The following is a 14,242-nucleotide window of genomic DNA, read 5'->3' on the forward strand; positions in this document are numbered from 1 at the left end:
TCGTTTCCAGTGGATAGGGACGACGACCATTGCCCGCTTTTGGATAAAAGGGCTCAATCACTTCCAGCAGTTGAGTCCATGGTAACAGGTTGTCCATCCGAGATAAGAAAATCTCTTTACGGGTCTGGCGGCGCTTGCTGGAAAACTCACTATCGGCAAAAGTTAACTGTTGGCTCATGGGCGGTAATGGCTGTGATTTACTATGTAGCTATGATCTCACATCAGGGACTTATTCGCATCTTCCCTAGATTGCGCCTGCACTAATTTAACGGTTTATTTTCCCTATTTGATTGAAATCGCGCCATTTTGAAGTTGGCAGTCCCGCTATTGGCCAGTTACAATGTTCGGCTAACGAGGAATAGCTCTATGTTCGAACCTTTACTGACTCAACCACAATTTATCGAACTGACCCAAAGGTGTCAGTTGCATCTGCGTTTGCGTGAGTCGGTAAGCGATTTTAGTCTGCTGCAGACCATGGGCGGACACCTGCTCGAATGCGTGGTGACCCAGACATCGAGCGACAATGGCTTGATCTTAAGACTACATCCATATCTCATCTGCGAGTTGGCGCCTATAGAAGTGCCCACTATCGATGCCAAAAGCTCCCAAACAGAGGTCTTACATCGCTCCCACGGCCAGGGTTGGCGGCTGTTTAGTGCGCTTGGGATCTCACCAGTGATGTGCGCCGAGCGCTTACGAAAAGGCCTGGTGATTGACCTTGAGGTGCAGGGCAGTACTGTGAGTTTTACGGCAAAGTTTGATCAGAAATGGTTGCTGGTGACTCTAGAGCGAGATCTGCGGCTCTTCGGCGGCCCCTTGGAGCTGCGCAGGGCCAAGGCGGTGCTGGCTCGGGCAGAAGATCTTAGCCAGAATGCCGAGGCGCTGCTGCTTGAAATTGGTGAGATAGAGCTGGTCCGTCAAGAGTTGGCCCATTTTGCCAACCATGGCGATGTGAAACAGCATGGGCTTATCTTAAGTGAGGTGACCAAGGTGGATGAGCAACTGCTGCGCAAGAAGCAGCTGTTGTCACATCATTATTATCAGCGAGTACAGCGACCTAACTGGCAGCACGCTGCCAACCAACATGAAGAACTCGAGGCGCTTCAGCGTAAGCTGGAGTCCTATCAACTCCTGGCACCACCCGAACTTAACCTCATGGTTGAGCAGATGTTTTTAGACGACTAGTCGGGCCATAGCCCGACTGGGATTGGAATATAGCAATGAATTACCTTTGTCCTATCTGTCAGCGTGCGCTGTCACTCATAGATCGTACCTGGTGCTGCGAGGCGAATCACAGGTTCGACTGCGCCAAAGAGGGTTATGTTAACCTGCTGCCGGTGCAGAAGAAACGCTCTAAAGATCCCGGCGATAATAAAGAGATGATATTTGCCCGGAGGGAGTTTCTCAACAAGGGCTACTATGAGGCGATGAGCGATAGGGTGAACGCCTTGGCATTGGAGTTTGTCAGTGAGGCTCGCAATGGGCTCGATATAGGCTGCGGCGAGGGGTATTACACCCATAGATTACAACAGGCGATGAATAAGGCGGAGGCCTTTAGCCTCAGTGGGCTGGATATCTCAAAATCGGCGCTGAAATATGCGGCGAAGCGTTATCCTGATATTCAATTTTGTGTGGCGAGCAGTTTCGAGATGCCTTTTGCCGAGCAGAGTTTCGATTTCATGTTGCGTATCTATGCGCCGTCACAAGATGCTGAGCTAAGACGTGTCGCTAAACCGGGCGCGATTCTGATCACCGTCTCGGCAGGCCCGCAACATCACTTCGCGCTGAAGCAGGTTATCTATGACCAGCCGAGGCCTAATCCCGAGGTCGATAGCCAGATAGCAGGCTTCGAGCGCCTGCATAGCGAGCGGCTGATGCAGACCATGACGATAAAGGATAGCGGGGATATCGCCCATTTTCTGGCGATGACACCCTATAACTGGAAATTTACCGATGCCCAGCGTCAAACGCTAACCTCCGCGCCCTTGACCTGTGAGCTGGATTTCAAGTTAGAGGTGTTTCGCGCCAGCTAGATGGTTAACCCTTGTTTAATTAGTGTTTTTTATTCGCTTAGAAAAATTTAGTGTTTTTATACGAGCTTTTAGAAGATATTTTTGTAACAACTGACAGAAATGTAAGTGAAAAATAGGATTTGCACCATTTAATGTTTGTTGACATACGGTCAGAATGATTTATAGTGAAGACAGCTTGAAGGTTGGGCTTAACTTTATGTGTTCAATACGACCAGTTCGTCCTGTTAACATAAGTAAAACCGGCATTTTCCAGCTCTACTGCCGTTTAAGGCTTTATTTTATTTAGTTACAGGATTTATATCATGTCTCAAGTTACTGGCGTTGTTAAGTGGTTCAACTCTGACAAAGGTTTTGGTTTTATCGAGCAAGAGTCTGGCCCAGACGTTTTCGTACACTTCCGTGCGATCAACGCTGATGGTTTCAAAACTCTAGACGAAGGCCAAAAAGTACAGTTCACTGTGACTCAAGGTCAAAAAGGTCCACAAGCTGAGAACGTAACTGTTCTTTAAGCTGACCTTTAGGTAACACTAGGTTACCTAAAAAACAGAATTCCAAGAGCCGTGATGAGTATCACGGCTCTTTTTTTGTCTGTAATTTCCCTTCAAGCCCCATCAGAGCTCTCTGTTAAATCTATCGATGCAGAGTCGCTTTATGCCACAACTCTTTATTCCACATCGCTTTATCTCACATCGGCTATGCCAAATTGTTTTTGCTGAGTCGGCCCTAAAAAGGGCTTGGTAGAGGCTTAGTACTGAGTAAGTCTTTATAAAGACTTAGCCTTTACCCTTGATTTGTCGCTAGCCACAGGGCCGAGACGACAAGACGCAAGGCTTAGGGAAGGTGCGAATAAGTCCCGTGCTTGCTCTGCGTGTGCTTAAAGTGGATAGATGCAAGGCACAGTTTGCAGCGAATGGCCCTAGTCCTTCGCAAGAACTGTAACGCAGCAAATACCGCAGTAAGCCTCGCCCTGCGGGGCTTTGATAGCAACACCATTTCGGCGTCATTCAACTTCAGCAGGCCTCGGCATGCCCTCAGTTGAATGCCTTGAACTGTCGCTGCTATCAAAGCCAGAGCTGTGCGACGACTTGTTCGCACCTTCCTTAGGAGTAGAAGACTAAAGAGAGTGTGGAGAGATAAGCTTAGGGAAAGAGGTGAAGAGATGAATTTGCGGGCATGGCGTAAGCGCCTTGCCCGCAATGGTATCTAAGACCAATCACAGTAAGTATGTGATCAGAAATAGTGCAGGAACAACGCTCGAGAACAAAGCAGGATATATTAGATAAGTAGTTATTCTACATTTAAAAATACTAGGGCCTGTTATCGAGCGTTTGAACAAGCAGGCATGAGTAATTATTGATTATGATTGTCATTAGGCTTAAGCCTGTGAAAACAGCTTGTCTTCCAAGGTGCGGCCTCGCTGAATCGCCTTGTAGCGCCAGTCCTGGCGATTGAAGAGGGCGAACAGCTCGGTTTCCAGCCCAAAGCCAGCGGTGAGCTGGTATTGGATCACAAACTCCTTACTCTGACTGGATTTCACCGAAAGCACCTGAGGCAGCGCCTCAAGCTCAGCCATCAGCGCCTCATCGTCGCAAGCTTGCATGGTAAGGGTGAGATACTCATCGGCGAGATCGTCCTGAATCGAGATAGATTGATTCAACACGCCCTTGTCGAGGTAGAGCACCTTGTCACACAGCTTCTCAAGCTCGGCCAGGTTGTGTGAGCTGATGACGAAGGTGGTCTTACCCACCTGAGCGCGCACCAATTCGCGTATCGCCTTGGCATTGGCCGGATCCAGTCCTGCGGTCGGCTCATCTAATAATACCAGCTCGGGGGAGCCGATCAGGGCCTGAGCAATCGAGACGCGCTTGCTCATACCATGGCTCAGAGAAGAAGGCTTTTGTGGGGCGACATCGGCCAAATCCACCAAGGCCAATACCCGCAAGCATTCCTGACGCGCAGCGGCAGCGTTAAAGCCCTGCAGCTGGGCAAATAGCTCCAGTTGGGCGGCAATGGTAAGGTTAGGATCGAGTCGTGCATCCTGGGGCAGGGCGGCCACCTTGCCTAACAGCGCCGAGCTGCCAGGCGCATGCCCTAAGATCTCGACTGCGCCCTGTGTTGGGCGAATATAGCCACACAGGAGTGAAAACAGCGTGGTCTTGCCCGCGCCATTGGGGCCAACCAGGGCGATAGGCTGGCCGGCATCGAGCTCCAGGTTGATATCCGTGAGTGCATGTTTACTGCCGAACTGCTTGCTCAGCGACTTGCAGGAGATTAGCTTCATAGTGCGATCCTCGCCATATAACTTCTTCCTAATAGCAGGAGTACACCGGCCTGAAGCAGAGGAATCGCTGCCACGGCTAGGCTGCTCAGGCCTTTGGTATTAATCATCATATCGAGCTGGGCACCGGGCACTAGCCACTGCAAGATATTGCTGAGTCCAGGCAGATAATAGGAGATGATGCCGTTGACTATGGTGCTGCCGGCTAAAATCAACACGGCATAGATGCTGGCCTGTCTGGCCGAATTGGCGTGCAGTGACAGGATAGCCATCATGGCGGTAAAGGGGGCCAGCACTATCATGATATTGATAAACACTAAGGCGCCTGAACCCATGGCAGTCCACACTAAAGCCGTGTCGCGATAGGCCACCAGAAGTATGGTCGCCATCAGGGTGAGGATGAGCAGTATCGCCTGGATCAACAGGTAACCCGTTACCCGACCGAAGAACAGGGTGTCGCGGCTGACTCTTAAGGTGAGGAAGCGGAAGCTGCCCCTGGCCTTGTCGGAGGCAAACTGATCGGCTCCGACAAACAGGCTAAAGATGGGGAACAAGTAAAGGGCGGCGACCCATAAAATGGCCATCTCGGCCACGTCCCATGAGAGCAACTCGCCCACATTGGCGGCACCAAAGACGCCCTCAAGTAAGTTTTTAAAGTCTGGTGAAAACAGATAGATAGAAGCCTGCCTGATGGGGTACCAGAGGATGAGGAACCAGGTTAGCGCGAAGGTAGCCAGGCCTATCATGCCTCGCGTGCTAAAGAGAATTTTTTTCAGTTCGAACCTGGCCAATACCGAGGCTGCGTTCCATGAACTGCGTGGAGTAAGATTATCCAAAGATGATTCCTTTATCATATGGTTGAAGGCTCAGCCTAACACTCATCTGTTTGTCTAAATGTTTCAGATTGTTGTTAAATTTTACCTAAGAGTTCGGCAACTTGTTGTTTTAGCTCGGCGACTTCCTGCTCGAGTTGCGCGACGCGACCGACAAGCTCATCGTTTGGCGGCGGCATAATCCCTTGCCCTGGCGTGGTTTGAGGCACAGTTTGAGGGGCTGACTGAGTCGCTAGCTGCTCATCGACTTCGCTGAAGAGTTCGATAAAGCGTGATTCCCGCTTGCCCGGTTCTCTGGCAAGCTGGCGTACCAAGGGGGGCTCCATCTGAGACAGGCTAGTGAGGGCTTGCTCGACCTGACTGACATCGCTAAAGGCGTGCAGCCGGTTGCTACGAGTTCTTAGCTCACCTGCGGTCTGCGGTCCTCTTAACAGGAGTAGACAGATTATCGCGACCTTATCTTCGCTGAGTTGGAGATCGCTAAACTCTGTATTGCAGAATCTATGCTTGTATTTGACGACTCGAGAGCCGAAACCACTCTGCTCGGCCACCAGGCGTTTTTTCGCCAATGAATCCAGTGCGGCCTGGGTATCAGACTCCGACAAATTCATCACAGGCTCGCGGCTCGATTTCTGATTACAGGCCAGGGTGAGTCCGTTCAGGGAGAGGGGATATTGCTCTGGCGTGGTTTTTTCTTTTTCAAGCAGACAACCGATCACACGTGCTTCATGGGAGGTGAGTTTCATGATTTAGGTACTCGGATAAAAAAAAGCATAGCCCTGTTATAACAGAGCCATGCTTTTATGCAAAGACAATCAGAGGCTTGGTAACCTTTGCTGCTTAACTTCTATTCAGTCAGGCGGATACCGTCGGCTTCGATGGCGATCTGCTGGCGCTTGTAGAGGCCGCCTATACTCTTCTTGAAGGCCTTCTTGCTCATGGCTAGCTCGGCGTAGATCACCTCGGCATCCGTCTTGTCGGTCAGGGGCAGGAAGCCGCCGGCCTGGTTGAGTTTCATCAAGATAGCGGTGGCGTGCTTGTCCAGCTCTTCTTTGGCGCCGCGCTGTAAAATCAGATCTATCTTGTCGTCACTTCTGACCCGCTTGATGAAGCCTTTGATACGCTGGCCAAACCTAAGGGGCTGATACACCTCATTCTTATAGAGCACGCCCCAGTGAGCGTTATCTACGATGGCCTTGTAGCCAAGATCTGTCGTGCCGGCGATGATGAGGCTCACCTCCTGGCCGTTCTTGTATGGTGGCGGCGTTTTATCGAGGAACTTGTCTATCTTCGATGAGGCGACGATACGATCGTCGGCGCTGTTGACATAGACATAGACCAGATAGGAGCGTCCCACCTCGATCTCCCTGTGCTGCTCACCAAAGGGCAACATCAGATCTTTATCCAGGCCCCAGTCTAGGAAGGCGCCGTAAGGACCGGTCGCGACCGCCTTAAGGTAGGCAAACTGGCCCACCTGCGCCTTGGGGCGTTTGGTGGTGGCGATCACCATATCTTCAGAGTCCAGATAGAGAAAAACCTCGACGCTGTCGCCTATCTCGCAGCCTTGTGGGGCAACCTTATTAGGCAGTAATACCTGGCCGAATTCATGGGCATTTAAGTACACACCAAAATCGACGCGTTTGACGATCTCTAAGGTGCAGCGTTTTCCTATCTCTATCATCTGGTTCTCTATAGCTAATGGCTTAGACGTTAAATGTGGCGATTATAGTGGAAATCTTGCCAAGATGCTTTAGCCTAAGTTGTTTATTCTGGCGTAAATGGCATTAATTTCGGCCAAGCGGTGGATGAAGACATTCGACTCGAATACCGGGCCGAGTGGAATCTCGTTAGGAGGTCCAGTCGATAAGCTGCATGTTAGCGGGCTGAAGACGGCATTTACTGTAAAATACGCTGAACACCCGTAAGGGATAAAAGGCAGTCTGGCCGCGTGCTTGAATGCAAAAAACCTTGTAATAAATTAATGTGATAATGATACTTGCATTTAGTTAAATTCAGGGGTTTAATTGCGCGCCTTTTTTTACTTTAGACAAGTATAAATTGAGTTAACTTATATGGCGGGGACTCGAAGGATAACTTCGATATCTGACACCCAAAAACGGTGTTGATGTTGCGGCTTATTTACCTGATAGGTGCGATAGTAAGTAACATTAATGTGTTGGCAGACAAAGCAGCTGCCGAATATGAATGTAAATAGACAGGTTGAGAGAATATGAGTAATTGGTCTATTAAAGATGCTTATGTTGGTTATAACGTTAATTACTGGAGCTCTGGGCTCTACGGCATAAGCGAGGCCGGTGAGGTGACGGTGTCCCCGGATCCTAATCATCCTGAGCACACTATAGGGTTAAATGAACTCGCTAAGGATATGGTGAAATCCGGCGTGGCCTTGCCTGTATTGGTGCGCTTCCCGCAGATCCTGCATCACAGAGTCAATAGCCTGTGTAACGCCTTCAATCAGGCGATCACCCGTTATGACTATCAGTCAGATTATCTGCTTGTCTATCCCATCAAGGTGAACCAACAGCAAACTGTGGTCGAAGAGATCCTGGCGAGCCAGGTCTCTAAAGAAGTGCCGCAGCTTGGCCTAGAGGCCGGTAGTAAGCCTGAGCTGATGGCGGTACTCGCCATGGCGCAGAAAGCCAGCTCGGTGATCATCTGTAATGGCTACAAAGATGTGGAATATATTCGCCTGGCGTTGATCGGCGAAAAGCTGGGTCACCAGGTCTATATCGTGTTGGAGAAGCTCTCAGAGCTAAAGGTTGTCCTCGAAGAAGCCAAGAAGCTGGGCGTGACTCCGCGTCTTGGTCTGCGTGTGCGTCTGGCCTTCCAGGGCAAGGGCAAGTGGCAAGCCAGCGGCGGTGAGAAGTCTAAATTTGGTCTGTCTGCGGCTCAGGTGCTGAACGTTATCGACTCCCTCAAAGCGCAGGACATGCTCGACAGCCTGCAGCTGCTGCACTTCCACCTGGGCTCGCAAATCGCCAACATTCGCGATATCCGTAGCGGTGTGAGTGAGGCGGGACGTTTCTACTGTGAACTGCAGAAGATGGGCGCTAACGTTAAGTGCTTCGACGTGGGCGGTGGCCTGGCGGTGGACTATGACGGTACCCGTAGCCAGAGCAGCAACTCGATGAACTATGGCCTGACCGAATACGCCAATAACATCGTCAGCGTGCTGAACGATATGTGCCGCGAGTACGATCAGCCTATGCCGCGTCTCATCTCTGAGTCTGGTCGCTATCTCACGGCGCACCACGCCGTGTTGATCACCGACGTGATTGGCACCGAGGCCTATAAGCCTGAAGAGCTGCAGGCGCCGGACGAAGAGGCACCGCAGCAACTGAAGAACATGTGGGATTCATGGGGTGAGGTCAGTGGCCGCGCCGATCAACGCGCCCTGATCGAGATCTACCACGACGTACAGAGCGATCTGGCCGAGGTGCACTCACTGTTTGCGCTAGGGCAGATGAGCCTGTCCGATAGGGCCTGGGCGGAGCAGATGAACCTGCGCGTCTGTTACGAGCTTAAGGGCGTGATGAGCGGTAAGTACCGTTTCCACCGTCCGGTGATCGACGAGCTCAACGAGAAGCTGGCGGACAAGTTCTTCGTGAACTTCTCGCTGTTCCAGTCGCTGCCCGATGCCTGGGGTATCGATCAGGTGTTCCCTGTGATGCCACTAAGCGGTCTGGATAAGGCGCCCGAGCGCCGCGCCGTGATGCTGGACATCACCTGTGACTCAGACGGTACTGTGGATCAGTACGTCGATGGTCAGGGTATCGAAACCACGCTGCCGGTTCCGGCCTGGAGTGCAGAGAGCCCATACCTTATCGGTTTCTTCCTGGTGGGTGCCTACCAGGAGATCCTTGGGGATATGCACAACCTGTTCGGCGACACTAATTCGGCCGTGGTCAGGTTAGACGATGATGGTCTGGTGAATATCGAGTCGGTACTGGCCGGTGATACGGTTGCCGATGTGCTGCGCTACGTTAACTTGGACGCCGTCTCTTTCATGCGTACCTATGAGGAGTTGGTGAACCTGCACATTCAGGAAGATGAGCGGGCCAATATTCTTGAAGAGCTGCAGATTGGACTGAAAGGCTACACCTATCTGGAAGATTTTTCCTGATTGGCAGGCTAGCCTGTTTCGCCTGGGATCTCGGCTAGTTTATGCCGGGATCCTTTAAGACGATGAGGAGCGGGTCGATGTATTTTGAAGGGGCGGAGAAGCGCTTATCGCTGACGCTGGCGCCGGGTTGTCCGTCGCTCAGGACCTTGGGCGATGCCTATTGGCGCCGCGCCCTTTTAAAGAGTGATACAGAGATCCTCTCTAAGCTAAGCAGTGAGCAATGCGACGCATACCTGCTGAGCGAGTCCAGCCTGTTCGTCTGGCACGATAGCCTGGTGCTCATCACCTGTGGCAACACCCGGCTTATTGAGACGGTACTGTTTCTGGTCGATTCATTAGGTGGCAAGCAACTTGCCAGCCTGAGTTACCAGCGTAAGAGCGAGATCTTACCCGCCTTGCAGAGCAGTCGCTTCGAGGAAGATATCGCTAGGCTGAGTGGCATGCTAAGGGGCAATGCCTATCGTATCGGCCATTTGGATGGTCATTATCATCAACTCTTCTTTTCGGGAAAAATGACGCGGCTCAAGCCCGCGCAAGTGGTGCAGATGTACCATATTCGCGGCGATGTGGCCGACTTTCTGCTGAGCGATAAGCAATCGACTCAAGCGATCGCCAGCAGACTGAATTTATCCCGGCTCTTGTCTGGGTTTGAATTAGATACGCACCTGTTTTCACCCCTTGGCTATTCGCTCAATGCCCTGCGCGGTGAGGACTATTTCACCCTGCACATTACCCCCCAAGAGACGAGCTCCTATGTGAGTCTTGAAACGAATTTGTCGCTCGGTGCCGGTCTTGACGGTATAGTAGTTGAGTTACTCAAACGCTTGAATCCGCTCAGCTGGGACATTGCAGGATTTGAGGCCGAGGAGCTAGGATATTGCCCCGAGCAGTATAGCCTGCAGGCTCGCGGCGAACTTGCCTTGGCAGATGGCCAAGGCTTATATATAAAACACTATAAACAGCGTGATTGTGAGCAGTTGTTGCCCGTTACGTTGTGATCTTTACTTCTATGATTTGGAGCATATATGACCACTATTGCAGATAAGCCTGATTACTCGCTTTACTCAAATGCATTTGGTTATTTAAGACAGCCACTAGATTTTAAGCCGCTCGAGAGCGATGCCGATGTGGTGGTACTGGGCTTGCCGTTTGATATGGCGACTACGGGCCGCTCGGGTGGTCGTATGGGCCCTGGCGCCATACGTCAGGCCTCGGTAAACTTGGCCTGGGAAGAGTGCCGTTGGCCTTGGGATTTTAAGTTGTCCGATCACCTTAAAATGGTCGATGCGGGCGATCTGGTATTCGATTGTGGTGATGCTGCCGATTTTACTCAGCGTGTCGAAGACTTTGCGACGGCCATTCTCGACTCTGGTAAGGCACTACTTAGCTTCGGTGGCGATCACTTTGTGACCCTGCCGCTACTACGTGCCCACTACAAGAAGCATGGCAAGATGGCGCTGTTGCATTTCGATGCGCACACAGACACCTATAGCCAGGGTAGCAAGTACGACCATGGCACCATGTTCTTCCACGCGCCAAATGAAGGGATCATCGATGCCTCTCACTCTGTGCAGGTGGGGATCCGTACCGAGTATGATAAGCCAAGCCACCTGTTTAAGGTGATCGACGCCGCCGCGGCCAACGAGCTAAGCGCCGATGAGATTGTCGCCCAGATTAAAGACCGTGTCGGCGACATGCCTTTGTACGTCACCTTCGACATCGACTGTCTGGATCCAGCCTTCGCGCCGGGTACGGGTACGCCTGTATGTGGTGGCCTCACCAGCGACAAGGCGATGAAGATCATTCGCGGTCTGTGCGGCATGAACGTGGTGGGCATGGACGTGGTAGAGGTGGCGCCAGCCTATGACAGTGCAGAGATCACCGCATTGGCCGGCGCGACGTTAGGCCTGGAGATGCTACACGTTTGGGCTTGTGCCCATAAGAAGTAAACCAAACGGGACAGGGTAAGGAAGCAGATGTCGAACTTAAGTGATATTAGACGAGAATACACCCTGGGCGGGCTGCACCGAGAGGAGCTGCCCGACAATCCCATGGTGTTGTTTGAGAAGTGGATAGAGCAGATCCGTGATGCGGAGATCCTGCCGGATCCCACCGCCATGTCGATGGCGACCGTCGATGCCGAAGGTCAGCCGTTTCAGCGCATCGTGCTGCTAAAACGCTTCGATGACGATGGCTTTGTGTTTTTCACTAACCTGGCCAGTCGCAAGGCGGAGCAGATAGCGCAAAACAACAAGGTGAGCCTGCTGTTTCCCTGGCACGCCCTTGAGCGTCAGGTGGCGGTAACGGGCGTGGCGGAGCAGCTATCCACCACCGAGGTGCTTAAGTACTTCGTTACGCGTCCCAAGGAGAGTCAGATCGCAGCCTGGGTGTCTAAGCAATCCAGTAAGATCTCTGCGCGTCAGGCGCTTGAAAGCAAGTTTGCCGAGATGAAGGCCAAGTTCAGCCAGGGTGAGGTGCCACTGCCTAAGTTCTGGGGCGGTTATCGTGTGCGGCCCAGCAGCATAGAGTTCTGGCAGGGCGGTGAATACCGACTGCATGATCGCTTCCTCTATACGCGTCAAGACGCTAGCCGCCTTGATAGTGGCTGGAATATCGACCGTCTGGCGCCTTAAGTGTTTTCCGTTAAAGAGATGCTTCAATAATAAAAAAACCACCGCTTGCGGTGGTTTTTTGTTTTAAGTGATGCCTGTGGTTACCATTTCTTCTTCGGCTGGAACAGCACATCGATATCGTCTTCTTCGCTCTTCTGCTGTGGGGCATTAGGCTGGGCCATCTTCTGCGCTCCCATGATCTCATCGAGGAGCAACTTGGCTTCATCCACCTTCTTGGTGATAAAAGGATCGTTTGGCGTTAGCGCTTTAATGGTGTGCAGGGTCGCCAATGCCTTGGTCACCATCTGCTTGGAGGAACCATATTGCTTCATGAAGCAGGCGGTGCGGGCGCGCGACAACATAGAGTCAACATTGATCCTCAGCTGCAGGCTGTCTACACGAGCCTCTTCCTGGGCGAAGACGTTAGGGTCGACCTTGCCCTTGTTGTGTTCGGCGCGCAAGATGGCCTTGAGTTTCTTTAACACCTTAACCAGATCCAGGATCTGTTTGTCTGTGTCCGGCAGGCGAAAGCTCTCTATGGCTGGGGTCTGTTTCTGGGCATTGTGCAGGTTCTCTATCTGGCCAGTAAGATCGGTGAGGCGACGCTGGTAGTCGGCCGCCTGAGGGCCGCCTAAGGTGACAGACTGGCTTAAGGCATCTTGTACTCGCTTATAGAGGATGAGCACCAGATTGGTAGAGCAGGGAAACATTCCTGTGCATGAAAGCACGTTTTCGGTTTCATCGATGATGGCTCTTTGTCTGGCTAATTCTGTTCTTCGCTCGGCCTCGGCACGTTCTTTTTGTTGTTGGATGACATTGATGCCAATAACCAATAGCAACAATGCACCGATGAGGATCAGAACCAAAGTAAAAATCATAGATCTACCAATTTTTATGCAATTCCATTAATGCTACTATAAATCAACACGCTAGCATAGTTATCTTAGACTAGCTTTATCGTTATGTCGTGTGATTCATCTCACCTCTATGCTATATTCCCCTTTGATTTAATTTTTCGCCTGTACTATAACTAATTCTTATAGTAACTCTTATGATTAGGGTATCGATTTCAGGCCGTGGCGCTCACTAAGAGACCGACCTTTGCAAAGGAAAGACGATGAAGCTGCAACAACTCAGATACATTGCTGAAGTGGTGAATCACAACCTTAATGTGTCGGCGACCGCTGAGAACCTTTACACCTCACAGCCTGGGATCAGTAAACAGGTGCGTATGCTCGAAGATGAGCTGGGCATCCAGATCTTTGGCCGTAGCGGTAAGCATTTAACCCATGTGACACCGGCCGGCCAGCAGGTGATTAATATTGCCAACGACATACTGGGCAAGGTGGAGAGCATCAAGAAGGTTGCCGAGGAATATACCAAGCCGGATCAGGGTGAGCTCAACATAGCCACCACGGATACTCAGGCGAGGTATGCCTTGCCGGGGATCATCCGTGCCTTTATCGATCGCTATCCCAAGGTTAACCTGCATATGCATCAGGGGACGCCTTCGCAGATAAGTGAGCTGGCGGCGCGGGGCGATGCTGATTTTGCCATCGCAACAGAAGGGATGCATCTGTATACGGATCTCATCATGTTGCCATGCTATCACTGGAATCGCTCCATAGTGGTGACCAAAGATCATCCTCTGGCCTCACGCACTCAGATCAGCATCGAAGACTTGGGCCGCTTCCCGCTAGTCACCTATGTGTTTGGCTTTGATAGAGAATCAGAAATCGAGAAGGCCTTTAACCGCGCCGGTATCGACCCTAGGGTTGTGTTTACCGCCACCAGTGCCGATGTGCTCAAGACCTATGTCAGGTTGGGCTTAGGGGTTGGGGTGATCGCCTCCATGGCTATCGATCCTGTGATAGACAAAGATCTGGTGGCCATAGATGCCAGCCATCTGTTTGCCCACAGCACAACTAAGATTGGCTTTAGAAAGGGTAACTTCCTGCGTAATTATATGTATGAGTTTATCGAGCATTTCGCGCCGCATCTGACCAAGGATATTGTAGAGAAGGCGGTGGCGTTAAGAGACCCTCAGCTTATCGAGAATCTGTTTGCGGATGTGGAGCTGCCGATCCGTTAACGCCTTAGGGAAGGTGCGAACAAGTCGTCGCACAGCTCTGGCTTTGATAGCAGCGACAGTTCAAGGCATTCAACTGAGGGCATGCCGAGGCCTGCTGAAGTTGAATAACGCCGAAATGGTGTTGCTATCAAAGCCCCGCAGGGCGAGGCTTACAGCGGTATTTGCTGCGTTACAGTTCTTGCGAAGGACTAGGGCCATTCGCTGCAAACTGTGCCTAGCATCTATCCACTTTAAGCACACGCAGAGCAAG

The 14,242-nt window shown here is 51.5% G+C and carries 13 protein-coding genes and 1 pseudogene; 8 read left to right on the forward strand and 6 right to left on the reverse strand.

Annotated features, from left to right (window positions below; all coding sequences use genetic code 11):
* Positions 1–178 (reverse strand): annotated as a pseudogene (locus tag L1D47_RS18350) (IS5/IS1182 family transposase); the annotation flags it as partial.
* Positions 179–366: 188 nt separating this feature from the next.
* Here L1D47_RS18350 and L1D47_RS18355 point away from each other — a divergent pair.
* The 3 genes from L1D47_RS18355 (at position 367) to L1D47_RS18365 (ending at position 2,542) form a co-directional block, all read left to right on the forward strand.
* Positions 367–1,185, forward strand: coding sequence for a hypothetical protein (locus L1D47_RS18355; protein WP_239886320.1), 819 nt, complete (start codon positions 367–369; stop codon positions 1,183–1,185).
* Between the two features lie 35 nt (positions 1,186–1,220).
* Entirely contained in the window at positions 1,221–2,033 is an 813-nt protein-coding gene (gene rlmA / locus L1D47_RS18360) for a 23S rRNA (guanine(745)-N(1))-methyltransferase (protein ID WP_239886321.1), read from the forward strand.
* Positions 2,034–2,335: 302 nt separating this feature from the next.
* The gene (locus L1D47_RS18365) at positions 2,336–2,542 is read left to right on the forward strand and encodes a cold-shock protein (RefSeq protein WP_041511582.1); all 207 of its coding nucleotides are present in this window, start codon (positions 2,336–2,338) and stop codon (positions 2,540–2,542) included.
* Positions 2,543–3,408: 866 nt separating this feature from the next.
* Here the strand turns inward: L1D47_RS18365 and L1D47_RS18370 are convergent.
* The 4 genes from L1D47_RS18370 to L1D47_RS18385 form a co-directional block, all read right to left on the reverse strand.
* Entirely contained in the window at positions 3,409–4,314 is a 906-nt protein-coding gene (locus tag L1D47_RS18370) for an ABC transporter ATP-binding protein (RefSeq protein WP_239886322.1), read from the reverse strand.
* A complete protein-coding gene (locus L1D47_RS18375) occupies positions 4,311–5,165 on the reverse strand; it encodes an ABC transporter permease subunit (protein ID WP_041511580.1) in 855 nt (284 codons plus the stop codon). The genes L1D47_RS18370 and L1D47_RS18375 overlap by 4 nt, the downstream gene beginning before the upstream one ends.
* Positions 5,166–5,221: 56 nt before the next feature.
* Positions 5,222–5,890, reverse strand: a complete 669-nt coding sequence (locus tag L1D47_RS18380) for a DUF480 domain-containing protein (RefSeq protein WP_239886323.1) — start codon at positions 5,888–5,890, stop codon at positions 5,222–5,224.
* A gap of 101 nt (positions 5,891–5,991) precedes the next feature.
* Positions 5,992–6,825, reverse strand: coding sequence for a S1-like domain-containing RNA-binding protein (locus tag L1D47_RS18385; protein ID WP_041511578.1), 834 nt, complete (start codon positions 6,823–6,825; stop codon positions 5,992–5,994).
* A gap of 549 nt (positions 6,826–7,374) precedes the next feature.
* Between L1D47_RS18385 and speA the strand changes: the two genes are divergently transcribed.
* The 4 genes from speA (at position 7,375) to pdxH (ending at position 11,921) form a co-directional block, all read left to right on the forward strand.
* Positions 7,375–9,288, forward strand: coding sequence for a biosynthetic arginine decarboxylase (speA, locus tag L1D47_RS18390; protein WP_041511577.1), 1,914 nt, complete (start codon positions 7,375–7,377; stop codon positions 9,286–9,288).
* A gap of 77 nt (positions 9,289–9,365) precedes the next feature.
* Positions 9,366–10,286, forward strand: coding sequence for an S-adenosylmethionine decarboxylase proenzyme (locus tag L1D47_RS18395; protein ID WP_239886324.1), 921 nt, complete (start codon positions 9,366–9,368; stop codon positions 10,284–10,286).
* Between the two features lie 27 nt (positions 10,287–10,313).
* Complete coding sequence (gene speB, locus L1D47_RS18400) at positions 10,314–11,237, forward strand: agmatinase (RefSeq protein ID WP_239886325.1); 924 nt, start codon at positions 10,314–10,316, stop codon at positions 11,235–11,237.
* 27 nt (positions 11,238–11,264) lie between these two features.
* Positions 11,265–11,921 carry a pyridoxamine 5'-phosphate oxidase gene (gene pdxH, locus L1D47_RS18405; protein ID WP_239886326.1) on the forward strand — a complete coding sequence of 219 codons (657 nt, stop codon included), beginning with the start codon at positions 11,265–11,267 and terminating at the stop codon, positions 11,919–11,921.
* An 80-nt stretch (positions 11,922–12,001) separates the two neighbouring features.
* On the opposite strand, the gene L1D47_RS18410 is transcribed toward pdxH, so the two are convergent.
* The gene (locus L1D47_RS18410; RefSeq protein ID WP_041511573.1) at positions 12,002–12,778 is read right to left on the reverse strand and encodes a hypothetical protein; all 777 of its coding nucleotides are present in this window, start codon (positions 12,776–12,778) and stop codon (positions 12,002–12,004) included.
* 239 nt (positions 12,779–13,017) lie between these two features.
* Here L1D47_RS18410 and cysB point away from each other — a divergent pair, with 239 nt between their 5' ends.
* Entirely contained in the window at positions 13,018–13,992 is a 975-nt protein-coding gene (cysB, locus tag L1D47_RS18415; protein ID WP_239850273.1) for an HTH-type transcriptional regulator CysB, read from the forward strand.
* Positions 13,993–14,242: the final 250 nt, after the last annotated feature.

The organism is Shewanella sp. Isolate7, assembly GCF_022398425.1.
In the GTDB taxonomy this organism is placed as follows: Bacteria; Pseudomonadota; Gammaproteobacteria; order Enterobacterales; family Shewanellaceae; genus Shewanella.